This is a genomic window from Pseudomonas sp. HMWF032, from assembly GCF_003060885.1.
In the GTDB taxonomy this organism is placed as follows: domain Bacteria; phylum Pseudomonadota; class Gammaproteobacteria; order Pseudomonadales; family Pseudomonadaceae; genus Aquipseudomonas.
Window position 1 is genome coordinate 237274 of sequence record NZ_QAIG01000008.1, and the last position, 25930, is coordinate 263203.

The following is a 25930-nucleotide window of genomic DNA, read 5'->3' on the forward strand; positions in this document are numbered from 1 at the left end:
TGCTGCGGCGCTCGCCACACACACTGGGTACCTGCCTCACCCTGCCATCGCTGGCCCAAGCAGAATTTATCAAGGACAGTAAAGCCACAGTCGAAGCGCGTAACGTCTACTTCAACCGATGAAAGCCGCAGCAACATCGATATCAAAGCGTTTGGGCCGATGGTCACCTAAGGCATTCAGGGCCACAGCTTTGACCTGGGCTACCAGAAAATGAGCGGTGACACCGGCTTTGCCTACATCAACAGCACCGACCCGTTCCTGATCAACTATGTGCAGATCAGCGACTTTGCCAACAAGAACGAAAAGTCCTGGCAGGTGCGGTATGACTTCAACTCCGCCGGCGTCGGCATTCCGGGGCTGACGTTTATGACCCGTTACCTGACTGGTGACAACGTCGAACTGGCCGCCAACCGCTCCGAAGGCAAAGAGTGGGGACGCAACACCGAGCTGATGTATGTGTTCCAAGAAGGCGCCTTGAAAAATCTGGGCGTTCGCTGGCGCAACGCGACTGTACGCTCGAACGTTGCCAACGACCTCGATGAAAACCGCCTGATCGTCAGCTACACCCTGCCGCTGTTTTAAGCCTCAACACTTAAGCGGTTGTCATAAAAAAGGCCCGGACACTGTCCGGGCCTTTTGCATTAACGCTAATGCGATCAATCCTGGCTGACGGCGCCAATCTTGTGCACCGAGAGGTCAGCACCGTAGTACTCCTCCTCCTGGCTCAGGCGAATACCCACGGTAGCCTTCAGCACACCATAAACCAGTACGCCGCCAATCAAGGCCACCACTACGCCCAGCGCGGTGCCGACAAACTGGCTGGCCAGGCTGACGCCGCCCAGGCCGCCCAACATCTCTTGGCCGAAGATGCCGCAGGCAATACCGCCCCACACGCCGCACAGACCGTGCAGCGGCCAAACACCGAGCACGTCGTCGATCTTCCATTTCACCTGGGTCGCGGTAAACGCCCAGACGAACAACGCACCGGCAATCGCGCCTGTAACCAGAGCGCCAACCGGGTGCATCAAGTCAGACCCGGCACACACCGCCACCAGGCCAGCGAGCGGACCGTTGTGCAGGAAGCCTGGGTCGTTACGGCCAACAAGCAACGCCGCCACCGTACCGCCTACCATCGCCATCAGGGTGTTGACCGCCACCAGACCACTGACGCTGCCCAGGGTCTGTGCGCTCATCACGTTGAAGCCGAACCAGCCGATGATCAGAATCCACGAACCCAGCGCCAGGAACGGAATATTTGACGGGGCAAAAGCAACCAAGCGGCCATCACGGTAACGCCCGTTACGGCGCCCCAGCAGGATCACCGCGCCAAAGGCCAGCCAGCCACCCATCGCATGCACCACCACCGAGCCGGCAAAGTCATGGAAGGTGGCGCCAAACTGCGCCTCCAGCCAGGCCTGTACACCGTAGTTGCCATTCCAGATCATCCCCTCGAAGAAGGGGTAGATAAAGGCCACGATCAGCACCGTGGCACACAACTGCGGGCCGAACTTGGCGCGCTCGGCGATGCCGCCGGAAATAATCGCCGGGATGGCCGCCGCAAAAGTCAGCAGAAAGAAGAACTTCACCAGCGCATAGCCGTTGCCTTCCGTCAGCACGCTGGCAGGCTCTAGGAAGGTCACGCCGTAGGCAATCCAGTAGCCAACAAAGAAATAGGCCAGGGCGGACACGGCAAAGTCGGAGATGATCTTCGACAAGGCGTTGACCTGGTTCTTCTGCCTGACCGTCCCCACTTCAAGAAAGGCAAAGCCGGCATGCATAGCCAGCACCATCACGGCGCCGAGGAGGATAAACAAGGTATTGGAGCCGTGAATCAGGGTTTCCACAGCACTGTTGATGTTTTCCATCTGCGAAGAAAACTCCGTCGCGGGGAAAAAGCACCAAAGCGGATCACAAGCCAATAAAGACGCACCATATGGCGGCATTCATCATGATCCAGCTTGCCGAGGTTAAGCCTGTACAGCACCAAGCCGGTGCTGACTGAACCTTACCTCGAAGTACTTATTCCATAGTTATTAATAAGTTATTGGTGCACCACGGCGTCCTGGCCAGAACCCTCGCAGCCCCATAAAGGAGCGCATCTGCAAGGGCGCGCACCAGCACAATGCAAGCGCTGTACCAGCCGATCAGTAGGCCGCACCCGTCCTGCACCGAAGAAAAAAGGAACCACTGCCCCGCAGAAGACTCGAACCCCCTACACTGCCCCGTCATAAGGAGAGACACCATGGCTCGTAATACCCCCGTATCGTCCAGTTCGGATCAGTTACTCGACGAATTCCAAGCGCTGGTGCGCGACACCGAAAGCTTGTTGCAGCATTCCGCCAGCCTCGCCGGCGAGCAGGCCGAGGAGCTGCGCGAGCAGATCCGCAGCAGCCTTGGCCGCGCGCGCAGCACCCTGCACAACGCCGAAGACGCACTGCATGCTCGCGGCAAGGCGGCTCTTGAAGCCACCGAGGGCTATGTGCAGACTCACCCATGGCAGACCCTCGGTATTGCTGCCGCCATTGGCCTGCTATTGGGCATGCTGATTACTCGGCGCTAAAGAGAAACCTTAATGGATGCAACACCGCCCACCCCGCCAAGTCGGGGCAGTTCGCCACGGCGATTTGCCAGCGCCTTGCTGGGGTTATTGCAGGGCCATATCGCGCTGTTTGGCGAAGAGCTTAAAGAGCAGCAAAGCCACACCCTCAGCCTGCTGGTGCTGACCAGTCTGAGCGTGCTGTTCGGTCTGCTGCTGATCATCGGCCTGTCGGCTGCGCTTCTGATTGCCTTCTGGGAGACGCATCGTCTACTGGTTATCAGCGCTCTGTGCGCCTTCTATGCATTGGGCCTGCTGGGCGCCCTGATCACGCTGTTGCAGCGTGTACGCAATGCCCCTGCGCCTTTCAGCGCCAGCCTTGAAGAACTGGCCCGCGACCGTGAGCAACTACTGCCATGACGATGCCCGAGCTACCCGCCAAGGCCTCGCGCCGCGAGCTGCGTAAAACCCTGCTGCGCATGCGTTTGCAAATGCACCGCCAGGAGTTGCGCCACGAAACCCTGGTCATGCTGCAGCCACTGCGGCAGGCACAGTACTGGCGCCACCACTGGCGTGAAGAACTGGGCAACAGCAACGCCCCACTTTGGGTCGCTGGCGGCGCACTGCTGCTCGCTACCATCGGCATCCGCCGTGGCCACTGGCGCCGCTGGCTGCGCATCGCCCTGATCGCCTTCCCGCTGCTGCGGCGCAATCCGCCACGACGCCCCCCGGAGCCATCTCCCGACACGACTAAAGATACCCGCGCAGGGGATTAAACTGGCCACGATCTTGCTTAGTCACCCGGCTACGCCGCCCACCGGGGCGTCTGCCTGGCTAAGGAACTGCGCAGTGTTCAACGGTCAACCGCTTGCTGTTTTCCAACCTTTTATTGATACCGCCACCGGACGCATTGCCGGTGTTGAGGCACTCGCGCGCCTGCGCAGCGCTGATGGCCGGCTGCACTCGGCAGGCCCGCTGTTCAGTGACCCGAAAACCCCGCCGACGGCCCTGCGCCGCCTCGACCGCGCAGTGCGCGAACAAGCCCTGACGCGCTTTCATGAAGCCCCGCAAGACTGGTTTCTCAGCCTGAATATCTCGCCACGCTGGATAAGTCGGCTGCGCCCCGAACAAGCCTTGCCCAGCCTCAAACAGTTGCAACGCAGTGGCATCGACCCTGCACGTATCGTCTTTGAAATCACCGAACTGGGCGGCGCCAGCTCACGCCTACCGGGTGTGGTGGAACGCTATCGAGAAGCCGGCGCACGCATCGCCATCGACGACTTCGGTGCCGGCTACTCGCAACTAGACCGCGTGCTGGCCCTGCAGCCGGACATCCTCAAGCTGGACATGCGCCTGTTTCAGCAGGCCGCACGCGGCGGCCCGAGCAGCGAGATCGTCAAGGCGCTGGCGCAGATGGCGGAAAAGACCGGCTGCTGGATCATTGCCGAAGGCGTGGAGACTGAGGCCGAGCTGGATTTCGCCCTGGAGTGCGGCGCGCGTTATGTGCAGGGCTATCTGTTTGCCAAACCCGAAGAGGCCTTTTTCAGCAGCAGCGCATTCGTCAAACGTTTTGCCCAGCTGCGCGACCACTATGTGCAGCAAAAACTCGCCGAACGCGCACGACTGATGACCCTGCGCCAGCAGCTCGGTGAGCTGATGAACAGTTTCAAGACCTGGATCGAAAGCGGCTCAGAGCCTGATCAGCTACCGCAACCGCACACCTCCCCCTGGCTGCTGCGCATCTACCAATGCGACCGCCACGGCACCCAACTGACCGCCAACCTGGAGTGGCGCGAGCACAGCTGGCACAGCGATGCGCGTTACGTCGGGCATAACTGGTCCTGGCGGCCGTACTTCTATCAACTGCTGGCCGAGGGCTGGGAGGAACGCCGGCTGATTCTCTCCAGCACCTACCGTGATGCCACCACCAACCAGTACTGCATGACGGCCGGACAATTCATCGACAACGGTAAACGCTTGTTGCTGATTGACATCGACGCTGCCGGTTTTTAGCACCACCTCGCCTTGCATCATCGGCATAGAACCCCGAAGCTAGCTGCCACAGCCAGGTAACGGCGAGGATCTATCTTGGATTGGCAAACCCTGCTCAACCGTGAACGACTCGGCAAGCCGACGCACAGCGTCGCCGAACTGGGCCGCACCCCGTTTCACAAAGACCATGACCGCATCATCTTCTCCGGCGCCTTCCGCCGCCTGGGACGCAAAACCCAGGTACACCCGGTATCCAGCAACGACCATATTCACACCCGTCTGACCCATTCACTGGAAGTCAGCTGCGTTGGCCGCTCCCTGGGTATGCGCGTTGGCGAGATGATCCGCGATGCCCTGCCGGATTGGTGCGAGCCGAGCGATCTGGGCATGGTCGTGCAGTCGGCCTGCCTGGCTCACGACATTGGTAATCCACCCTTTGGCCATTCCGGTGAAGACGCCATCCGCCACTGGTTTCAGCAGGCCGCCGGACGCGGCTGGCTGGATTCGATGAGCAGCACCGAGCGCAGTGACTTTCTCAGTTTCGAGGGCAATGCTCAGGGCTTTCGCGTGCTCACCCAGCTGGAATACCACCAGTTCGACGGCGGTACCCGACTGACCTACGCAACCCTCGGCACCTACCTCAAGTACCCCTGGACCGCACGCCACGCCGAGGCGCTGGGCTACAAGAAGCATAAATTCGGCTGCTACCAGAGTGAGTTGCCGCTGCTTGAGCAGATCGCCAGCAAACTCGGTCTACCGCAACTGGAAGAACAACGCTGGGCGCGCCATCCGCTGGTCTATCTGATGGAGGCGGCAGACGACATCTGCTACGGCCTGATCGACCTGGAAGACGGCCTGGAAATGGAGCTGCTCGATTACAGCGAAGTCGAGGCGCTGCTGCTCGACCTGGTCGGCGATGACCTGCCGGAAACCTACCGCCAGCTTGGCCCGGACGACTCCAAGCGTCGCAAACTGGCGATCCTGCGCGGCAAGGCCATTGAACACCTGACCAATGCCGCCGCCGAGGCCTTTGTCGAGCAGCAGGACGCCCTGCTTGCCGGCACCTTGCAGGGGGATTTGGTCGAACATATGCACGGCACCGCCAAGCGTTGCGTGCAGAGCGCAAAGGACATGGCCCGGCAGAAAATCTTCCAGGACAAGCGCAAAACCCTGCACGAGATCGGCGCCTACACCACCCTGGAAATTCTGCTCAACGCCTTCTGTGGCGCTGCACTGGAGCAGCATGGTGGGCGCACGCCGTCCTTCAAGAACCGGCGTATTCTCGACTTGCTCGGCAACAACGCACCTGATCCAAGCTGGCCGCTGTACCGCTCATTCCTGCGCATGATCGACTTTATCGCAGGCATGACCGACAGCTACGCTACTGAAATGGCCCGTGAAATGACGGGCCGCTCGAGTCCGGTGTAAGTCATGAGTAGCGTGCTGCGACAAACCTTCAGCTGGCATGCCGGGCCTCCTGCCTGGGGCCCGGCCATGGTCGCTGGCCTGGGCTGTGCCCTGCCTTTGCTCCTCGGCTTGTTCAGTGCCCACCCCGGTTTTCTCTGGGCCTCGGCGGGCGCCTTCCAGGCTGCCCAGGCCAATCCACTGCACCGCCTGGGCATGTTGCGCATGCTGATGCTATGCGGCCTGGGCGCCTGCAGCGCTGGACTGGGCTTCTGGTCGGCCAGCCATCCCTATGCCAGCTTGTTGATCTTTGCCCTGTTCGGTTTTCTACTGGCCTGGTTGCAGCGCTTTGGCAGCGAAGCCGGCAAACTGGGTATCGGCCTGGCCATCTGCCTGTGCCTGGGCCAAGGCCAGCAAGGCCTGGGTTCACTGAACAACCCCTACGCCATCGCCATGCTGTTTATCCTCGGTGGACTCTGGGTGATGCTGCTGGCCTTCGGCCTACGAGGCATGCATGGCCTGCGCATGTGGCCGTACATGCCGCGCTTTATCAGCATCTTCAAGGTGCTCAGGCATCACGCCAAGCGCCTGCCGCAGCAGAAGTGGCGGCTGCATGCGCTGGGCTGCACCTTGGCATTCGCCCTCTCCGGACTGATTGTCAATCTGGCCGAACTTCACCGCGGCTACTGGTTGACGCTGACAGTCGTGACCACCTTGCAGCTGGATTTTCAGGGCAGCCTGGTGCGTGCGGTGCAGTCAGTGCTCGCCAGCCTGGGTGCTGCAGCACTGCTGATCCTGCTCGGCCACAGCCTGCAGAACCCGGCACTGATGGTCGCCACGCTGCTGCCATTGATTGCCCTGAGTCGCGCCTTGCAGGCCAACCACTATGGGCTTTTTGTGCTGCAGACCACCGTGTGTTTCGTACTCCTCGCCGAAAGCCTGGCGCATGATTGGCAGTTGCCCCAGGTACGCCTCTTCAACAGCCTCATAGGCGTCGCCCTGGCCTTGCTGGTGGCACTGCTGGTGCATGGCCTGGAGCGCTGGCTGCAAAGGCGAAATCCGCCCTCGACACGCCACATGCCTCGTTCTGACACACCAGCCTGAACACTCAGCTGTACACAACCCACCTCCCCCACAAAGCCCTTGGCAGACGCACCGAGGTCGTGAAAAAGCGCTTATGCGCCCGGGCAAAGCGATTCAGGCTTCACTATGCTTGGCGCTTGGTCAGAGCACTTAAGGAAGGGCGCAATGCAGCAGAAATCTGGATCAAGCGAACGGCGTTTTCCGCTTCATATCCACATCAGTGTGCTGTTTACCCTGTTACTGCTCGGCTCAGGCATCGTGCTGGGCCTATTCAACTATCAGCAGACCAGCAACATCATTCTGAGTAGCAGCGACCAGCTTTTCACCCAAATGCGCAAGGACGTGCAGGCGGATCTGCGTAATACCTACCAACCGATTCGCTACATGATCAACCTGCTGGCACGTAACGAGCAGATCAACGGCCGTGACCGCCACGAACGCATGGTGATGTTGCCAATCTTCGCCCAGGCCCTGCGCGACAACCCCAAGCTCGCCTCGATATATGTGGGTTATGGCGATGGCAGTTTCTTTATGGTGCGCCCACTGCGCAGCATAAAGCTGCGACAAATCTTTTTTGCCCCGGACAACGCCGCCTATCAGGTCTGGAGCATCGACCGCATCAGTGGTCAGCGCCTGGACTCGGAATACCTGTTCTTCGATACCCACCTGAAGCCCATCAGCCGCCGGCAGAACCTCAAAGAGACCTACGACCCACGCAAGCGTCCCTGGTACCGCGGCGCTCAGCAGAGCCTGGAGCACTTCACCACAGCGCCCTATGCATTTTTTTCCACTGGCGAAATCGGCACCACAATTGCTCGCAAAAGTGCGGAAGCCACCGTGGTGGCCGCCGATCTGACCCTTGATGATCTCTCCGCCACCCTGGCAAATCATCGCCTGACCCCTACCACAGAGTTGGTTCTATACAGCCCCGATGGCAGTGCCGTGGCGTACCCGGATAGCTCGCGCCTGGTGATTCCCGGTAAAACCCTGCAACTGGCGCAGGTCAGAACGCTGAGTCCGGTGCTGGCCAGTTTTCTCGACCTGGGTCTGGAAAAGGATCGCCAGGGTGCAGTCATGCTCAATCAGCAGCGCTGGCAGGTTTCCTACACCCGGCTCAATGAAGGCGGCCCGGAAGGTCTGTATTTGGCCGTAATGGCCCCGGAGCATGAGCTGCTGGCCGATGCTTATCGTATTCGCTGGCAAGGTGCAGTGCTGACCCTGAGTATCCTGCTGTTGTGTATTCCAATCGGCTGGCTGCTTTCCAACATCCTGGTGAAGCCACTGCGCCTGCTGGTTGCAGAAGCCGAGGCCATCCGTAGTTTCAACTTCGACTACCCGGCCAGCGGGCGCTCTTTCGTCATGGAAGTCGACCAGTTAGCCGTGTCGATGCAACACATGAAAGACACGATCGCCAGCTTTCTCGACATCGCCGCCAGCTTATCGGCAGAAACCCGCTTTGATGCCCTGCTGCGACGGGTACTGCGGGAAACCGTCGACCTCAGCGAAGCCAGTGGCGGCTTACTCTATCTGCGCGATGTCAACAGCGGGCGCCTGGAGCCTCACGGCCTGTTTATCAACGAACAAGAGCACAATCTGGAAGAGCACCGCATCCCCAGTTTCGACCGCACTGACCCCAACACGCCTCACTGGCTGGTACAGACTGCTGAAGGCGGTAACAGCATCACCGTAGCGCTTGGTTTTGAGCAGGCGCTGGGTTTTCAAAGCCTGCTGCACACCCTCGGCAGCCCACATGTGCACCTGGTCTGCACCGGCCTGCACAACCGCCAGGGACAGACCTTGGGTGTCTTGCTATTGCTGCACCGTGACAACTCAGATGACACCGAACTGGCCATGCTGCGTCCAGAGCGGATTGCTTTTGTCGAAGCAGTTTCCGGCGTAGCGGCGCTGTGTATTGAAAGCCAGCGCCTGCTCGACCAGCAGAAGAAACTGCTGGATGCCTTTATCCAACTGATCGCTGGCGCCATTGACGCCAAGAGCCCCTACACCGGTGGCCACTGCCAGCGCGTGCCTGAACTGACCCTGATGCTGGCCCGCGCTGCGGCCGACAGCGAAGACCCTGCATTCAACACCTACCAGCCCAGCGAGGAAGAATGGGAGGCTTTGCATATCGCTGCCTGGCTGCATGACTGCGGCAAGGTCACCGTGCCCGAATACGTGGTGGACAAGGCCACCAAGCTGGAAACCCTCTGCGACCGCATCCATGAAGTACGCATGCGCTTCGAGGTGCTCAAGCGCGACGCCTGGATCAGTTACTGGGAACATCTCAGCCAGGGCGGCGACGCCAGTAGCCTCGGCCAGCTACGTGACGAACTGCTCGCCACCCTGGATGATGAGTTCGCCTTTATCGCCCGTTGCAATCTGGGTGGCGAGGCCATGGCCGAAGCTGACCTCGAACGCCTGCGCAGCATTGCTGCGCGCACCTGGACACGCACCCTGGACGATCGCCTGGGAGTTTCCTGGGAGGAGAACCTGCGCCAGTCGCGCACCCCGACACAACCGTTGCCGGTGCAGGAAACACTGCTCAGCGACAAAGCCGAACACCTGATTGAACGTCCCGAAAGCGAGCTGATCGCCGAAGACAACCCCTGGGGCTTCAAGCTCGATGTGCCACGCTACAAACACAACCGTGGCGAGCTGTACAACCTGGGCATTACCCGCGGCACCCTGACCAACGAAGAGCGCTTTATCATCAACGGCCATATGGTGCAGACCATCCGCATGCTCAGCCACCTGCCCTTCCCACCGCACCTGGCCAACGTCGCCGAGATTGCCGGCGGCCACCATGAAAAGATGGACGGCACTGGCTACCCCAAACGCCTTAAGCGTGAAGAAATGAGCCTGCCGGCCAGGATGATGGCGATTGCCGATATCTTTGAAGCGCTAACCGCCGTGGACCGCCCCTACAAAAAAGGCAAGCTATTGTCCGAATCACTCAACATCATGGCGGGTATGTGCAGAGGCGCGCATATCGACCCTGAACTGTTCGGGCTGTTTGTGCGGGAAAAGATCTACCTCAGCTACGCCGAACGTTTTCTACGTCGCGAGCAGATTGATCAGGTCGATAACGCTGCGCTGCTGGCCAAGGCTGGCCTGAGCGACTGACGAGAAATTACAGAAGGGAAAAGCAGCAGGGCATGCGCGATGCATGCCCTGCTTACAGGTTTTAAGCCTGATTGATCGTGTTGTCCGGGTACCAGACGTCGATCAGCGGGCTAGCAGTGAAATCCACCAGCTCGTTACGGCCTTTAAGCCAGGCTTCAACGGCAGCGCGCTGCTCTTCGCTGACCGAGCCGCGCTTGCCCAGGCACACCAGGCCGAAGTCGTCGCCGCCGACATAACCCAGGCCATTGACGGTCATGGCGTCACGCAGAAAGTCTTCCAGGAAGGTATCGATGGCTGCATCAGCCAGGTCTTCCTTGAAGTTCAGGTTCAGCTCAAAACCCAGCTCCTGAAATTCATCCACGCAGAGTTTTTTGCGCAGACGGCGGGAACGGTTAGTAGCCATGGAACAATCCTCAAAAGTGATATCGCGCGGCACTCTAGCAGTTTCGCGGCCTACGTGCCTGCTTCAAAAGACGGCAGGTAGCCGCCCCCTTCCGCAAATACCCCACCAAAGGCACCGGCAGACACGCCGCCAGCACTGGAATGGGGCATAATCACGCCCATCATTCCAAGCCGCGACGAGCTCTCAATTCATGCCTCGCCCCATCGTTGTTGTCCCTCAGCTGGAGGGTTGCCGCCCATGATCACATCCCTGCGTCGCCTGGCCATTGCCAGCCTGTTGCTGCCTATTTGCCTGCCGCTGGCCGCCGCGAATGGCGGCCTGTCGAACAAGGTTCAACAATCGCTGAAAGCCAACAAGATCAGCAGCCAGTCGCTGTCGGTGGTCACCGTGCCGCTCAACGGCCCCGGCAGCAGCACCTTTTTCAATGCCGACATCTCGGTCAACCCGGCCTCCACCATGAAGCTGGTCACCACCTACGCAGCACTTGAACTGCTCGGCCCGACCCACCAGTGGAAAACCGAATTCTTCACCGATGGCCAACTGAAGAATGGCGTGCTCAACGGCAATCTGTACCTCAAGGGCGGCGGCGACCCCAAGCTGAACATGGAAAAGCTCTGGCTGATGATGCGCGACCTGCGTGCCAACGGCGTGCTGCAAGTGACAGGCGACCTGGTGCTCGACCGCAGCCACTTCGTACAGCCGCAGCTGCCCAGCTTCAATGACGACGGCGGCGACGCCAACAAGCCGTTCCTGGTCGCCCCCGACTCGCTGCTGGTCAACCTCAAGGCACTGCGCTTTATCGCCCGCACCGAAGGTGGCAAGGTGCATATCGCCGCCGAGCCGCCGATTGCCAATATCCGCATCGACAACCGCGTCAAAGCCCTGCCGGCAGCCAAATGCCCGGGCTGGCCGGATGTGCGCTACAACCCGGTCACCGAATTCGACGGCACCACGGTCATCGTCACCGGCAAGCTGGCCGAAGGCTGCAGCTCGCAGACCTACCTGTCGCTGCTGGATCACCCGAGCTACGCTGCCGGCGCCATCCGCGCCATCTGGCAGGAACTGGGCGGCAGCATCATGGGCAAGGACCGACTCGCTCCAGTTCCAGAGAAAGCCCGCCTGCTGGCCCGCGCCTACTCCCCGGACCTGACCGAGATCATCCGCGACATCAACAAGTACAGTAACAACACCATGGCCCGGCAGCTGTTCCTCAGCCTCGGCGCAGAGTTTCGCACCTCCGCCGACCAGGACGACAGCAAGGCAGCACAACGGGTGATCCGCAGCTGGCTGGCACGTAAAGGCATCACCGCACCGCACCTGGTGATGGAGAATGGCTCCGGGCTGTCACGTGCCGAGCGGGTCAGTGCGCGGGAAATGGCGACCCTGCTGCAGGCCGCCTGGAAGAGTCCTTACTCCGCCGAATTCATGGCTTCACTGCCGTTGGTAGCCATGGACGGCACCATGCGCAAACGCCTGCACCGTACGCCACTGGTAGGCGAGGCGCGGATCAAGACCGGTACGCTGAACAACGTGCGCGCCATCGCCGGCTTCAGCCGCGACAGCAACGGCAACAGCTGGGCCGTGGTGGCGATCCTCAACGATCCACGCCCTTGGGGTGCCTCGTCGATTCTCGATCAGGTGCTGATCGATTTGTACAAGCAGCCTAAGCTCAGCGCCCAACGCTAAGACAGCGGCGGCTAAACAGCGGCAACACCAGGCCGCGCCTACTCCCAAGGCGCGGCGTTTTACTCCATTGCCCCACACTGCTGCGCTGTACGTCACAACGCAGCGGTCAGACTGCTGCGCCCCTTCGATCAGGACGCTTGAAGGGGCGCGCGCATCCGGGCAAAGTGACGGCATGACGCGGGGCCGGATCAGGCCTCAGATAATAATATTGAGGTCGGTGAATGCCTCGGATTTGTCTGGCGGTGGTGCTGTTCTGGCTGTGCGGGCCGGCGTGGGCGCTGCTGCCTGCAACGCTGAACAACACCGACCTGCGCCTGTCACTCGGCCCGTCTATGGCCTACCTTGAAGACCCGCAGGGCGAGCTGAACGTCGAACAGGTCGGAGCCCTGGCCGATGAGCGCTTTACACCCGCCTTGGGCGAACATGCCAACCTCGGCAAGAATGATTCTGTCTGGTGGTTCAAGGTACGTCTAAACAACAGCCTGACGCAAAATCTGGCCGGATACCTGGAGGTTAACTACCCCCTGCTCGACCATCTGCAGGTGTTTCTGGCCAGCGCCAATGGCCAGTGGCAGATGCAGGAAAGCGGTGATCGCTATGCCTTCTCCCAGCGCCCGGTGCAGGTGCGCAACTTCTGGTTTCCACTTGAGCTGACACCCGGTGAAAGCACCCTGCTGGTGCGGGTCGAGACCACCAGCACGATCTTTATGCCGCTGTTCTTCAGCACCTACCAGGCCAGCGCCGCCGCTCAGGAAACCCTCATGGGTTTCAATGGCGCGTTCTACGGCGTGCTGTTTGCGATGTTCTGCTACAACCTGTTCCTGTTTATCTCACTACGCGAATCCGCCTACCTCTGGTACCTGGCCTACAACCTCAACGTCGGCCTGCTAGCCGCCTGTTTCGACGGCATGCTGTTCAAACTGCTGCCCGAGCATGTGGCGTTCCAGTCGGTGAGCATCTACATCCTGATGTACCTGCACTGCCTGACCGCCATTCAGTTCAGCCGCCACTTCCTGCATGCCCCGCAGTACTTTCCACGCCTGGATACCGGCCTGCGCCTGTTGATGCTGGCCTGCGCCGGCTGCCTGCTGTCGCTACCTCTGATTGGCTTCAACGCCTGGAATATCCTTGCCAGTGTCACCGTTTCGCTGGTCTCGCTAACCCTGCTGCTCACCGGCCTGTATATCTGGCGCCGGGGTGTACGTTACGGCTCTTACTACACCCTGGCCTGGGCCATCCTGCTGTTCGCCTTTATCCAGGCCACCACGGGTTCGCTGGGCGTGGAAGTCTTTGGGGTATTCGGCGCCACGGCCGTGAAAATCGGCGTGACCATCGAGCTGATTACCCTGTCCATCGGTCTGGCCGACCGCATCAACCTGCTCAAGGAAGAAGGCTTCCAGTCACGCCGCGCCGCCGAGCAGGCGGAAATCGAAAACCAGGCCAAGAGCCGCTTTCTGGCCAAGATGAGCCACGAAATCCGCACGCCACTCAACGGCGTACTGGGCATGCTGCAGCTGCTCAAAGAAACCCCACTGGACCGCAGCCAGCGCTTCTACGTCGACACCATTTCCAGCTCAGGCAGCTCGCTAATGGCGGTGATCAACGACATCCTCGATTACGCGCGCATCGAGTCCGGCAAGCTCAGCCTGGAACATATCGAGTTCGATCTGGAAGAGCTGATTTCCGACACCCTCAGCCTGTTTACCGGGCAAGCTCTGGACAAACGCCTGCGCCTCTACGTCAGCCTGGAAAGCGGCGTACCGCGCCGCGCTCTGGGCGATCCGACGCGGCTCAAGCAGGTGCTGATGAACCTGCTCAGCAACGCCCTGAAATTCACCGCCGAAGGTCACGTGGCGCTGAATGTCTGCCTGCGCAATGACTCCCAGGGCAAACCGCATCTGGTGTTCGCCATCAGCGACAGCGGAATCGGCATCAGTGACCAGGCCCTGACCCAGCTGTTTGAATCTTTTGCCCAGGGCGACTCCAGCACGACCCGCCGTTACGGCGGCAGCGGCCTGGGCCTGGCGATCAGCAAGGAGCTGGTGGAAATGATGGGAGGCCGTATTGAAGTGCAAAGCACGCCGGGCCAAGGCACGCGCTTCGCCTTCGATATTCCGCAGGAGGATGAACCGCTGTCCGTCGACCCGCTGCACGAGCTGCTCAAGGGCCGTACCGCGCTGCTCACCTCACTCGATGGCCTGGGCCTGGATGCCTTGAGCCGCCTGCTGGGGCGCTGGGGCATGCGCACCGAACGCTGTCAGAACCCGGAGACCCTGCACGGCTACCTGGAAGACTTCGCCGCACCGCCGCTGCTGGTACTGATGGCGCCCTGGCCGGGCAGCATTCAGCACTGGCTGGATTCGCTGCGCCCGCTGCTGCAACCCGGGCAACGGGTACTGCTACTCTGCGCACCGGAACAATGCCAACAGCTGCCCAACGCCGCCGGCCTGCGCCTGCTCGGCCTGCCCCAGCCGCTGGCGATCAACGCCCTGCGCAGCGCCCTACTCGAACTGTACGAAGAACCGCGTATCGTGGAAATCAAAACACAACCCAACACTCATACCAATATAGGCAGCACGCCCTGCATCCTGGTGGCGGAAGACAACCCGGTGAATCAGCTGGTCGTACAAGGCTTTCTGAAAAAACGCGGCTACAACGTGCGTCTGGTAACCAACGGCCTGGCCGCCCTCAACGAATACCAGCGCGACCCGAGCGCTACGCAACTGATCCTGATGGACTGCGAAATGCCGGAGATGGATGGCTTCGAAGCCACCCGGCAGATCCGCCGCCTTGAACGCCTGCACAACCTGCCGGCCGTGCCGATCATCGCCCTGACCGCACACATCCTCGATGAGCACCGCCAGCACGGGGTCGAGTCTGGAATGAATGATTTCATCGGCAAGCCCCTGGACAGTGCCAAGCTCTACAGCACCCTGGAAATCTACCTGCGACCAGCAGAACCGTCCGCCCAGTAACAGCACGGCAGCCATGGCCAGGCAGCGCCATGCGCGTTAGCATCCGGGCTGCGCTCTGGAGGCAATACTGTGCTGATCCCCTATCACCTGCTCGAAGCTGACACCCTGACCCGCCTGATCGAAGACTTCGTCACCCGTGACGGCACCGATAACGGCGATGAAACCCCGCTGGAGACGCGGATCGAACGGGTACGCCACGCCCTGAGCAAAGGCCAGGCGGTGATTGTGTTTGATGCGGAGAGCCAGCAGTGCCAGCTGGCGCTGAAGCGCGATGTGCCGAAAGAGTGGCTGGATGCGCTTGAGGAATAAACACCGTAAAGGCAACCTCATCCTCATAGGTTGGTGCTGAGCACAGCGAAGCCCAACAAAGCGGCATGCTCGTTGGGCTTCGTCGCTGCGCGCCTCAACCCAACCTAGCCGCGCAGCCCCCCCTCGCGCTCCCACGCACAACGCACACGCAGCTCGCCCTCCTGCGGACTGTGAAAGCCACTATCCGACTCCCAGCGAAAGGTGTGCGTACCGTTCAGCTCGGTTTCCAGATGCACCACCGCGCTGGCCCAGTACAGACGTTTGAGCAACGCCTCGAATTGCTTGATCCACAGGCCCCACTCGTACTCCACCGTACGATAGCTGGCACCGAAGTGGATCACCTGGGTCTGGTACAGGCCATCGCCCGGCTGCTCGCAACAGGCAAACATCTCCCGACCGAGAAAGCTCCAGGCATCGCCCGTCGGCAGTTCATCAAGCACTTGCCGATTGATTTCACGACGCAGACGGCTTTCCGCCGGACTGTCCGACGGCCAGTCACGGATGCAACCATAAACGATGGATTCGGACTCCACGCAGGCACTCCAGCAAATCAAGGCTGCCTTCTATCACAGCCTCCAAGGCCAAGGAAGGAACTGCTGCCAAATAAGCGCTATGAGGATTTAACTGCCTATCAGGCAGGGTGGCGTAATGGGCCACGGCGCATCAGCCAGGCCAACAGCGTCATCAGCAACGCCAACGCCGTGAGAACCATGAATGGCAGCTGATAACTGCCCGCCAGATCACGCGCCAGACCGGTCAGCACTGGGGTCAGGCACGCCAGGCTGTAGCCCATGCACAGCATCATCGCCGTCCAGCGACTAACCGCCAGCGGCGAGCCTGCTTCATACAATGGCAACACCAGCGACAAGGCAAACGAGCCACCGAGGCCAAAGCCAATGGTGACCGCCCAGAGCTCAGGCAGCAGGGTCGGCTGGAACGTGATCATCATCAGGCTGATCGAGGTCAGCAAGCCACAGCCCATAAGCAGCACATAGCGATTATGCAATCGCTGCGCCAGCCAAGGCAGTAGGAATGAACTGGGCAAGCCCATCAACATCGACACGCTGAACAAGCTGTTACTGTGCAGTAAACTCAGCCCGGCCTCGTGATAGCGCGCCACCGCCCAGGTAGCCAAGGCATAGAACAGCCCAGCCTGAATGGCAAAAAATGCACTGATCAGCCAAGCCCGCGGGTTGCGCCAAGGCAAGCCCGCGCCTGCAGCATCCGCCTCACACTCAGCTCGATTGGGCAAGCACAGCCAGAGCAGCCCCCCCACCAACGCCGGCAGGGCCCATACGGCCAGACCATGAGTCCAGTCATCATCCAGCCACTGGGTAGCCGGCACTGTCAGCACTGCGCCACCGGCTCCGCCAATTGCCATGCTCAGCGAATACCAGCCCACAACGCTGCCCATGCGTCCCGCGAAATGGCGCTTGATAAACCCAGAGAGCAAGGGCCCGGCAACCGCGATGGCTGCCCCCAGCAGCACCGCACTGCCAATCAAGATACTGCTGGAATGTCCAAACAGACGAACCAGCAACGCAACGGCAATCAAGGCCATGCACAGGGCGATAGTCCGTTCAAGCCCCAGACGCAGAGCCAAGCGCGGCGCAAACGGTGCGAGTAGCCCCATGCACAGTACCGGCAAAGCGGTGGTCAGACTGATCAAACCGCGGCTCAAGGCTAATTCTTCAGCAATCCGCTCGATCAGCGGTGCCAGGGAGGTGATACCAGGGCGCAGATTGATTGCAGCCAGAACAAGGGCCAGCAACAGCAAGGCCTGCGGGAAAGGTTTCACAGAAATACCATCAGTTTCGCGGCCATGCCGACATGGCCGCAAACCCTAACGCCAGAGCCAGGCCCAGGCAAGTCCGCCGACCGATTAAGCTGATCGTGCGATCAACAAAATCGATCGTAGGCCCCATCACCTGTTGCGCGGAGCACGCATCTTGTCAGCCATGGCAGTCATTTCGTTGTACAGCAGCTGTGGGTTTTTCTGCTTCACGGCCCAGGCCATTCGGCCCTGTTCATGAGGCAGAATCATGAATTCACCTTTGCCGACTTCCTGGTAAATGTAATCTGCAATATCCGCAGCACTGATCGGCGAGCTTTCCAGCAATTTGCCAACCTGGGCCTTCATCGCCGGGGTCGGACCGCGGAAAGAGTCCAGCAGGTTGGTCTGGAAGAACGATGGACACACGACATGCACGCTGATTTCATGCAGTTTCAATTCAATCAACAGACTTTCCGACAACGCTACGACACCAGCCTTGGCCACGTTGTAGTTACTCATCGCCGGCCCCTGCATCAGGGCCGCCATGGAGGCAATATTGACGATTTTGCCTTTGCTTTTTTCCAGCAGTGGCAGGAAGGCCTTGCAGCCCTTGACCACGCCCATCAGGTTGATCGCGATCTGCCAATCCCAATCCTCCAGTGACAGCTCACTGAAGAACCCACCAGAAGCCACACCGGCGTTGTTGACGATCACATCAATGCCACCCAACTTCTCTTCACAGGCCTGGGCAAACGCCGTCAGCTGGCTGTAATCACGCACATCGCAGCGCTGGGTAAAACCATCACCGCCCGCCTCACGCACCAGTTGCAGTGTCTCCGCAAGGCCTGGTTCATTGACATCCGAGAGCGCCAACTGCAAGCCCTCTCGCGCCCAGCGCAACGCAATTTCACGCCCTAAACCTGAACCTGCGCCAGTGATCATCATGCGATTTTGCATAGGAAAGCTGCCTTATGATGCCGTGGTTGATAAGGCCAGTGTAGCCGGGAATATTATCTAGCCTGTACACCATCATTCATCTGAATAAGCCAGCCTAAGCCCCACTCACGACCGCCGCCAACGCTGCCAAAGCAACACCCCATAAATCAGGCCATTGAGCAGCAGTACGATCAGCCCTAACAGCACCTGAATCTGCGGCGTCAAACCCGCTGGATAGATAATCGGCAACACGTAGTGTTCGACAAAACTATCGCGATACCCCGCCTGCCCGGCAGTAAGCCGCAAACGCTGCTCCAGCGGCGTGAGCGGACAGGGCCAGTGCATCAACTCAACCAGCACACCCCACACAGCCGCAGGTACATGCAAGCAGACCAAGCTGCGCCACCGCCACACCAACAGGCCGCCCAGCAATGCAAACAGAATAAACAGCAGATGAAATACCAGCACCGCATCGGCCGCGACTGCAGACCACACCATAAGCGCCTCGCTGTTAGCACCTTGCAGTTGATGCAGAAAACAAAAAGGCCGGTTGATAACCGGCCTTATTCAACACAACAACTCAATGCGTCAGTTGATACTCAACTTGTCGCGATTTTTCTCCAGCGTCGCCTCACCAATGCCCTTGACCTCCAGCAATTCATCCACCGACGCAAAGTCGCCGTGCTCATCACGATAAGCAACAATCGCCTGCGCCTTGACCTCACCAATACCTATCAGCTCGCGCTGCAAAGTGACGGCATCAGCGGTGTTGAGATTGACCTTGTTGGTAACAGCGACTTCAGCTGACTGGGTAGTGGTTTCTGCGGATGGCGCAACTTCAGCGGCACTAACAGTCAGCGAAAGCGAGGTAATAACAGCGAACAGAAGGGCGTTAAACGTTGATTTCAGCATCATTCGTATCCTTACGTTGGTTTTTATCGAGGCATGGGACATCCATCTCCACACCTAACTCAAACCTAGACGCTGCAGCAGCACTGTCAAACAACCAGTAGCAAATTTCAGCGGATAAACCCTGTTACTCACTACGGCGCTGCAGGTGAAGCCAGTCAACAATCTCACCCTCAGGTTTATAACCGCTCACCGTCTCGCGCAACAACTGTCGAACGCGCTCATAGTCATCCTTGTCCACTGCCAACAATAACTGTTGAAGCATGCCCTTGAACGTCTCCCAAGGCAGATGTTCTTCACTGGCTCGCATGATCATCGGATGCTCGGTCGGGCTTACGTTGTCACCGATCAGCAGCTCTTCATAAAGCTTTTCACCCGGTCTTAAACCGGTGAACTCTATTGCTATATCACCCTGGGGCGTCTTGTCGGAGCGCACACTTAATCCGCTGAGATGAATCATCTTCTCGGCCAGTACAGCAATTTTCACCGGCTGGCCCATATCCAGCACAAATACGTCACCGCCCTCCCCCATGGCTCCGGCCTGGATAACCAACTGTGCCGCCTCAGGGATGGTCATAAAGTAACGTGTAATATTCGGATGAGTAACCGTCACCGGCCCGCCCTTGCGAATCTGCTCATGGAACAGTGGGATAACGGAGCCAGATGAGCCCAGGACATTGCCAAAACGCACCATGGTAAAACGCGTTTTGTTGAGTTGATGCACAGTGTCATCATCAGCAAACAACACCGGCGCAGACTCACGACTGAGCGCCTGGAGTACCATCTCAGCCAAACGCTTGGTACTACCCATGACATTAGTCGGACGTACGGCCTTGTCAGTGGAAATCAGAACAAAACTAGTCACACCTGACTTGATCGCTGCCTGCGCGGTATTAAGCGTGCCCATTAGATTATTGAGCACACCTTCGGCAATATTGTGCTCGACCATAGGTACATGCTTATAAGCCGCCGCATGGTAAACCGTGTCGACTTTCCAAGTGCGCATCACATCAAACAAACGTGATGCATTGCGAATAGAACCGAGAATAGGTACCAGGCGAAGTGGTAAAGACTCGCGCTTGACCCGCGCTTCAAGTTCACTGTGAATGCTGTACAGGTTGAACTCACTATGCTCAAACAGCAGCAGTGTTGCTGGACCTGTCAGCAGAATCTGGCGGCACAGTTCCGAGCCAATCGAGCCACCGGCACCGGTAACCATGACCACCTGATTACGAATGCAACGCTCAAACAATGCTTGCTGCGGCGGTACTGCATCACGGCCCAGCAAATCAGCAATATCGACTTCCTGCACATCCTCGACTTTTACGCGACCACTGGCCAAATCCATAAAGCCTGGGATGCTGCGCACATGCAGAGGAAATTTCTCCAGCGTTTCAAGAATTTCACGTCGCCGTCCACGAGAAGCAGAAGGCATGGCCAATAGAATTTCATCAGCGCCTGTTTCATCAATCATTTGCGAAATGTGCTTAGGGGTGTATACGCGCAATCCAGCAATAGTGCGATTGGCAATACTTGGCTCATCATCAATAAAAGCCACAGGACGCATGGCACGTCCCATACGCAAAGCAGCAACCAATTGATTTCCAGCGGAACCAGCACCGTAAACAGCAACCCTAGGCAAGAGCGGAGCTAATGCTGCTGTTCGTCTTGGATTTAACTCAAACCAATTACCTGCAAAATACTGGCGCATGGCGAGACGCAAACCGCCTAAAAGTAAAAGGCTCAACCACCAATAATTGAATACCATCGAACGTGGTACCAGAGCCGTAGGCCCCCGATACCAGTAGACTGCCAAAGCCAACACCAGGGCAGATACCGTAACAGCCTTGGCAATAGCGATCAGTGCATCATTACCCACATAACGCATCACCGCACGATACATACCCAAACGGATAAAAATTGGCAAAGCAATAATAGGTGCCAAGAGGAATAGCCAACCATGACCGTCAAACGGCTGGGCTGCATCCCACTCCCCCAAACGCAAAGCAAATGAAAGCCAGAGCGCCAGCCAGATTAGTGCAATATCAGTGACTACCTGCAAGAAACGTTTCTTTCGACGCGATAATTGCAAGAGGTTCTGACGTAAAGCGTCTACCCACTGGCGAACCATATTTATCCCTTAATAATTGGCTTGCAATACGGTGCCAGGAGCAACCACATCACCTGATGACACGCTAACACCATAGCCTGCATTACAACCGACCTGAAGCCATGCTGAAGCGCCCACCTGAACACCACCAGCCAAATTGACACCGACTCAGAGCGGGCCAAAGTCACCGATGCACACATCGTGATCCACCACAGCACCGGCATTTACAATTGCCCCTTGCCCCAGCCTCGCCTTAGTTCCAATCACCGCCATCGCAAGTACAGCAGATCCCTGCCCGATGTGAGCCGACGGACTAACCCATGCGCGCGGATGCACGATGCTGACCAACTCGATACCGGCACCACGCTTCACGCAAAGAGTTTTTACCCGCAGCGGCCCCTAGCAGCCTGGCTCCAGCAAACTGTAGAGGTTACCAATCACGTCTATTCCAAAGGCCGCCTCTAATTGCGGTCATCGAGAAAACAGACGCGTTGCCACTCACCAGCTAGCAGTGCCGCTTCCGCAACAGCCTGGCCATGTCCGCCTGCGCCTAGCACTAACAATGTTCGTAACTGGCTCATACTCACTCCAGCGCTCCAGCTCGAAACCTGATAGCCAATATCACTAGAGGTGTATAGGCCAACAACAGTCCAAACAAGCCTTCACCGCCTGACACAACCCAGAGCGCAATTGGTAATAGCCATAAAAAATTGATCACAAGGACTGCCAAAGTCACCGGTAAATGGCGCCCGAAGTAACGTGAGGCATATTGATAGGCATGGCTACGGTGGGCTTCATAAACCTTATCCCCACGCAACAACCGCCGGAAAAGAGTAAAGGTTGCATCGACAATAAAGACCCCCAGCAGAATCAACCACCCCAAAAGTAATGATGCGTCGGTCCAGGCGGCTTGCAGAGAGAGAATGCCCAATACGACGCCGAGGAAACCACTTCCTGCATCCCCCATAAAAATACGCGCGGGAGGAAAGTTCCAAATCAAAAAGCCCGCAACCGCCGCAGCCAACAACAATGGCAAGAGCAGCATATTTAAATGCCCGAGAAAGCCGTACATCAACGCGCCACCAAGGCAAACACAGATAGCCTCGACACTGGCAATACCGTCAATACCATCCATAAAGTTATAAAGATTGAGCAGCCATACCAAATAGAGGGAGGCCAACAAATAACCGAACCAACCCAGGTCAATCACATGGTCGAGTACTTGTACAGGTGGCAAACCATTGAGCCAGAACAGCACCCAAGCAGCAGCCGTGAAATGCCCAAGCAAACGCCAGCGGGCTGCGATATGCCCATGATCATCAAGAAATCCAAGCACTGCGATAAGCGCACCAGCACCGCTCAATGCATAAAAGTACTCAGTTTGAACTCCCATGCCCATGGAGAAAGCTATAAACAACGCAAACAGAAATGCCACAACAATCGCCATCCCACCGCCCCGCGGCGTGGGTTGGCTATGGGAACTACGTGCATTAGGAACATCCATCAAGCTGCGGGACAACGCATAGCGCCGTAACCAAGCGGTCAATATCCACGACAAGGCAGCCACTAAACAGCTAAAGATCAGAACAGTCATGAATGGGCGTCTTCTAGAAAGTGTGCAACGGTTTTGGCCAACGCCTGCTCCACTGTAAGTGGTGGCGCCCAGCCTAGACACTCGCGAGTTTTATCTATATTCACCTGTAAGGAGCCACATAATCTCTGGCTCAGTGCGCGCTGCCCCAATAACACCGCACCATACTCAATCCAAGACTGAGGGACAGCAACTAGCCTGGCCGGGCGCCCCAAGGCACTACTCAAGCGGCGCAACAACTCAGTAGTGGACAGATCCTCACCATCGCTCACAAGAAAACGCTGCCCAATTGCCGCCGGATGTGTAAGACATAACACCAGTAAATCCACCAGATTATCCAGCGCCACAAAACTACGATGATTATTGATGGCACCCAAGGGAAGTGGTATGCCGCGATGCAGCCAACGCAGCATGCTGTGGAAATTAGCCTTCACCCCCGGGCCATAGATCAGTGGTGGACGAACAATAACCACCTCCAGCCCACTCTCGGCAGCCAATGCCTTCAACCCTTCTTCGGCCTCATGTTTGGATATGCCATATGGGTCTACGGCCTCAGGCAAGTCATCGGCACTGTAGGAATGCCCCGGCAAAGTCTGCTCACCATTGACCTTGATTGAGCTGACGAAGATAAAGCGGCGCACACCAGCCTCCACGGCCTGACGAGCCAGCCGCAGCGTGCCCTCGACATTGACCTGACGAAACTCGGCAAGCGGGTCAATGGATTGCTCGTTCATCACATGCACCCGAGCAGCACAATGGATGACAGCATCAACATTGGCCAATGCCGTCGACCAATCCGCATCCGGAGACAACTCTGGAGACAGGCAAACTTCGCAATTAACCGAGGAAGTCGGCGGCAGCTGACGCATGGCGCAGCGCAATTCATGTGCACCATCGACTAGCAGGCGTGCCTGCACTGCGCGCCCAACGAAACCGCTGGCACCCGTAAGCAAAACACGCATGATTTTAGCCCTTGTGCCAGACAGTACGATTTACATAGTCCGTGTAGCTGAGCACGACTCGCACGACCTGCAACGAAACCGGGCCACCTTCATAATCAGGAACCAGCGGAATACGGCGCGAGCCGGGTTGATGCTGACTCGTAATGACCTTGACCGCCGACAACACCGAATCCTTCTTTAATCCACTCATTATCAGAGTGCCCTGGTCCATGCCTTCCGGACGCTCGTGAGCATTGCGCAGGGTCACTGCCGGCAGGTTGAGTAAAGAAGCTTCTTCAGTAATGGTGCCGCTGTCGGATAGCACACAGAACGCATTCATCTGCAGCTTGATGTAATCCAAAAGACCGAATGGCTTGGAGAAGCGAATCAGCGGGTGCTCCAGTGATTCGCCCAGTGCCTCCAGACGCTTACGGGTACGTGGGTGCGTCGAAACGATCAGCGGATAACCGTACTCATCGGCCAGTGCACGCAAGGTGGTAAGCAGATCGCGCAGGTTGTCCGGAGTGTCGACGTTCTCCTCACGATGGGCACTGACAATAAAGAACTTGCCAGTCTCCAGCCCCTCACGAGCAAGCACGTCAGAGGCCTCGATCTTCGGCCGGTAATAGTCCAGCACCTCATGCATGTGCGAACCGGTCTTGATGATGGTCTCAGGGCGAATGCCCTCAGCAATCAAGTATCGACGTGCATGTTCGGTAAGCACCATATTGATATCGGAGAGGTGATCGAGCACTTTGCGGTTGAGCTCCTCCGGCACCCGCTGGTCAAAGCAGCGGTTACCCGCCTCCATATGGAACACCGGAATCTTGCGCCGCTTGGCCGCAATGACCGCAAGACAAGTATTGGTGTCGCCGTAAAGCAACAACGCATCAGGCTTTTCTAACTCGAACGCCGCATCGGCCTTGGCGATTACCTCAGCGATAGTTTGTGCAGCAGTCTCACCGGCAGCGCCAAGAAAGTGATCCGGTTTGCGGATTTCCAGGTCATCGAAGAAAACCTGGTTCAGCTCATAGTCGTAATTCTGACCGGAGTGCACCAGCACGTGATTAACCTGGCGGTCGAGTTCGGCAATCACCCGACTCATTTTGATCAGCTCAGGACGCGTCCCGACCAGAGTCATAACCTTAAGCATCGAGTTGCTCCTTGATGTAGTCGAGCTTGAGTAGCAGTTGCTTGATGCCCTCGATGTCCAGGCGCTCGGTGTTGTGCGAGGTGTAATCATCGAACTCGGCGATCTTCTCCTCGCCCTCAACGAAGTACTTCTTGTAGTTGAGATCGCGGTTGTCCGCAGGAATGCGGTAGTAACGGCCCATGTCCTCGGCTTTAGCCATCTCTTCGCGTGAAACCAACGACTCGTAAAGCTTCTCGCCATGACGAGTGCCGATCACCCGCACCGGGTTATCGCGACCGAACAACGCCTTGAGCGCCAGGGCCAGATCACCAACGGTTGAGGCTGGCGCCTTCTGCACGAAAAGATCCCCCTGCTCACCATGCTCGAAAGCGTGCAGCACCAGGTCAACCGAGTCTTCCAACGACATCAGGAAACGCGTCATATTGGGATCAGTGACGGTCAGCGGCTCGCCGCTGCGTAGTTGCTCGATGAACAACGGGATCACCGAACCGCGCGATGCCATCACGTTGCCATAGCGAGTGGCACAAACCACGGTGCCGCCGGCCGGAATCATCCTCGACTTGGCCACCATCAACTTCTCGGACATAGCCTTGGAGATGCCCATGGCGTTGATTGGATACACCGCTTTATCAGTAGAGAGCACCACCACGCGTTTCACGCCACTGGCAATGGCAGCATTGAGTACGTTCTCTGTGCCATTGACGTTGGTGCGCACGGCCTCCATCGGGTAGAACTCACACGAAGGCACCTGTTTGAGCGCCGCTGCGTGGAAGATGTAATCGACGCCAACCATAGCCTGCTTGAGGCTGTCGTAGTCACGTACATCACCGATGTAGAACTTGACCTTGTCGTTGGCCAGAGCGATGCGCATATCCTCCTGCTTCTTCTCGTCACGGGAGAAGATGCGGATCTCGCGCACATTGGTATCGAGGAAACGCCGCAACACCGTATGGCCAAAGGAACCGGTGCCACCGGTGATCATCAATACCTTGTTATCAAACATAT

23 protein-coding genes and 1 pseudogene are annotated in these 25930 nt (G+C 58.2%); 11 read left to right on the forward strand and 13 right to left on the reverse strand.

The features are described 5' to 3' along the window. Nucleotides 1-111: 111 nt before the first annotated feature. Nucleotides 112-582, forward strand: a pseudogene (locus tag DBR00_RS13535) (OprD family outer membrane porin); the annotation flags it as partial. A 74-nt stretch (nt 583-656) separates the two neighbouring features. Here the strand turns inward: DBR00_RS13535 and DBR00_RS13540 are convergent. Next, the gene (locus DBR00_RS13540) at nt 657-1865 is read right to left on the reverse strand and encodes an ammonium transporter (protein ID WP_108487423.1); all 1209 of its coding nucleotides are present in this window, start codon (nt 1863-1865) and stop codon (nt 657-659) included. A gap of 377 nt (nt 1866-2242) precedes the next feature. Between DBR00_RS13540 and DBR00_RS13550 the strand changes: the two genes are divergently transcribed. The 7 genes from DBR00_RS13550 to DBR00_RS13580 all read left to right on the forward strand — a co-directional run bounded on the left by DBR00_RS13550 (nt 2243) and on the right by DBR00_RS13580 (nt 10138). Next, entirely contained in the window at nt 2243-2560 is a 318-nt protein-coding gene (locus DBR00_RS13550) for a YqjD family protein (RefSeq protein WP_108487421.1), read from the forward strand. Between the two features lie 12 nt (nt 2561-2572). Next, nucleotides 2573-2956, forward strand: coding sequence for a phage holin family protein (locus tag DBR00_RS13555; RefSeq protein WP_108487420.1), 384 nt, complete (start codon nt 2573-2575; stop codon nt 2954-2956). Continuing rightward, a complete protein-coding gene (locus DBR00_RS13560; RefSeq protein ID WP_108487419.1) occupies nt 2953-3312 on the forward strand; it encodes a hypothetical protein in 360 nt (119 codons plus the stop codon). The genes DBR00_RS13555 and DBR00_RS13560 overlap by 4 nt, the downstream gene beginning before the upstream one ends. 73 nt (nt 3313-3385) lie before the next feature. Then, nucleotides 3386-4549, forward strand: a complete 1164-nt coding sequence (locus tag DBR00_RS13565) for an EAL domain-containing protein (protein ID WP_108487418.1) — start codon at nt 3386-3388, stop codon at nt 4547-4549. Between the two features lie 75 nt (nt 4550-4624). Then, nucleotides 4625-5956 (forward strand): deoxyguanosinetriphosphate triphosphohydrolase, encoded by a 1332-nt coding sequence (locus DBR00_RS13570; RefSeq protein ID WP_108487417.1) that lies wholly within the window; start codon nt 4625-4627, stop codon nt 5954-5956. 3 nt (nt 5957-5959) lie between these two features. Then, entirely contained in the window at nt 5960-7036 is a 1077-nt protein-coding gene (locus DBR00_RS13575; protein WP_108487416.1) for an FUSC family protein, read from the forward strand. Between the two features lie 144 nt (nt 7037-7180). Beyond that, nucleotides 7181-10138 (forward strand): HD domain-containing phosphohydrolase, encoded by a 2958-nt coding sequence (locus DBR00_RS13580; protein WP_108487415.1) that lies wholly within the window; start codon nt 7181-7183, stop codon nt 10136-10138. A 61-nt stretch (nt 10139-10199) separates the two neighbouring features. Here DBR00_RS13580 and DBR00_RS13585 read toward each other — a convergent pair whose 3' ends face one another. Continuing rightward, nucleotides 10200-10541: a YggL family protein gene (locus tag DBR00_RS13585; RefSeq protein WP_108487414.1), complete on the reverse strand. Its 342-nt coding sequence runs from the start codon at nt 10539-10541 to the stop codon at nt 10200-10202. Nucleotides 10542-10778: 237 nt separating this feature from the next. On the opposite strand from DBR00_RS13585, the gene dacB reads away from it, so the two are divergent. The 3 genes from dacB to DBR00_RS13600 all read left to right on the forward strand — a co-directional run bounded on the left by dacB (nt 10779) and on the right by DBR00_RS13600 (nt 15511). Next, on the forward strand, nt 10779-12227 hold the full coding sequence (dacB, locus tag DBR00_RS13590; protein ID WP_108487413.1) for a D-alanyl-D-alanine carboxypeptidase/D-alanyl-D-alanine-endopeptidase: 1449 nt from the start codon (nt 10779-10781) through the stop codon (nt 12225-12227). Nucleotides 12228-12448: 221 nt separating this feature from the next. Continuing rightward, a complete protein-coding gene (locus DBR00_RS13595) occupies nt 12449-15202 on the forward strand; it encodes a hybrid sensor histidine kinase/response regulator (protein WP_108487412.1) in 2754 nt (917 codons plus the stop codon). A gap of 69 nt (nt 15203-15271) precedes the next feature. Further along, the gene (locus DBR00_RS13600; protein ID WP_108487411.1) at nt 15272-15511 is read left to right on the forward strand and encodes a YheU family protein; all 240 of its coding nucleotides are present in this window, start codon (nt 15272-15274) and stop codon (nt 15509-15511) included. A gap of 104 nt (nt 15512-15615) precedes the next feature. On the opposite strand, the gene DBR00_RS13605 is transcribed toward DBR00_RS13600, so the two are convergent. From DBR00_RS13605 to DBR00_RS13655, 11 genes are all read right to left on the reverse strand, one after another. Further along, on the reverse strand, nt 15616-16044 hold the full coding sequence (locus tag DBR00_RS13605; protein ID WP_108487410.1) for a hypothetical protein: 429 nt from the start codon (nt 16042-16044) through the stop codon (nt 15616-15618). A 98-nt stretch (nt 16045-16142) separates the two neighbouring features. Further along, nucleotides 16143-17309 carry a CynX/NimT family MFS transporter gene (locus DBR00_RS13610; RefSeq protein ID WP_108487409.1) on the reverse strand — a complete coding sequence of 389 codons (1167 nt, stop codon included), beginning with the start codon at nt 17307-17309 and terminating at the stop codon, nt 16143-16145. 126 nt (nt 17310-17435) lie between these two features. Continuing rightward, on the reverse strand, nt 17436-18242 hold the full coding sequence (locus DBR00_RS13615; protein WP_108487408.1) for an SDR family oxidoreductase: 807 nt from the start codon (nt 18240-18242) through the stop codon (nt 17436-17438). 105 nt (nt 18243-18347) lie between these two features. Further along, nucleotides 18348-18719, reverse strand: a complete 372-nt coding sequence (locus DBR00_RS13620; RefSeq protein ID WP_108487407.1) for a DUF2784 domain-containing protein — start codon at nt 18717-18719, stop codon at nt 18348-18350. A gap of 90 nt (nt 18720-18809) precedes the next feature. Beyond that, on the reverse strand, nt 18810-19133 hold the full coding sequence (locus DBR00_RS13625; RefSeq protein ID WP_108487406.1) for a helix-hairpin-helix domain-containing protein: 324 nt from the start codon (nt 19131-19133) through the stop codon (nt 18810-18812). A gap of 124 nt (nt 19134-19257) precedes the next feature. Then, complete coding sequence (locus DBR00_RS13630; protein WP_108487405.1) at nt 19258-21261, reverse strand: nucleoside-diphosphate sugar epimerase/dehydratase; 2004 nt, start codon at nt 21259-21261, stop codon at nt 19258-19260. A 440-nt stretch (nt 21262-21701) separates the two neighbouring features. Continuing rightward, nucleotides 21702-21821: a hypothetical protein gene (locus DBR00_RS21510; RefSeq protein ID WP_158271568.1), complete on the reverse strand. Its 120-nt coding sequence runs from the start codon at nt 21819-21821 to the stop codon at nt 21702-21704. A gap of 2 nt (nt 21822-21823) precedes the next feature. After that, nucleotides 21824-22834: a glycosyltransferase family 4 protein gene (locus tag DBR00_RS13640; protein ID WP_108487404.1), complete on the reverse strand. Its 1011-nt coding sequence runs from the start codon at nt 22832-22834 to the stop codon at nt 21824-21826. Beyond that, a complete protein-coding gene (locus DBR00_RS13645) occupies nt 22831-23793 on the reverse strand; it encodes an SDR family oxidoreductase (protein ID WP_108487403.1) in 963 nt (320 codons plus the stop codon). Before DBR00_RS13645 ends, DBR00_RS13640 begins: the two co-directional genes overlap by 4 nt. A gap of 4 nt (nt 23794-23797) precedes the next feature. Next, the gene (gene wecB, locus DBR00_RS13650; protein WP_108487402.1) at nt 23798-24925 is read right to left on the reverse strand and encodes a non-hydrolyzing UDP-N-acetylglucosamine 2-epimerase; all 1128 of its coding nucleotides are present in this window, start codon (nt 24923-24925) and stop codon (nt 23798-23800) included. Next, a complete protein-coding gene (locus DBR00_RS13655; RefSeq protein WP_108487401.1) occupies nt 24918-25928 on the reverse strand; it encodes a polysaccharide biosynthesis protein in 1011 nt (336 codons plus the stop codon). Before DBR00_RS13655 ends, wecB begins: the two co-directional genes overlap by 8 nt. Nucleotides 25929-25930 lie beyond the last annotated feature (2 nt).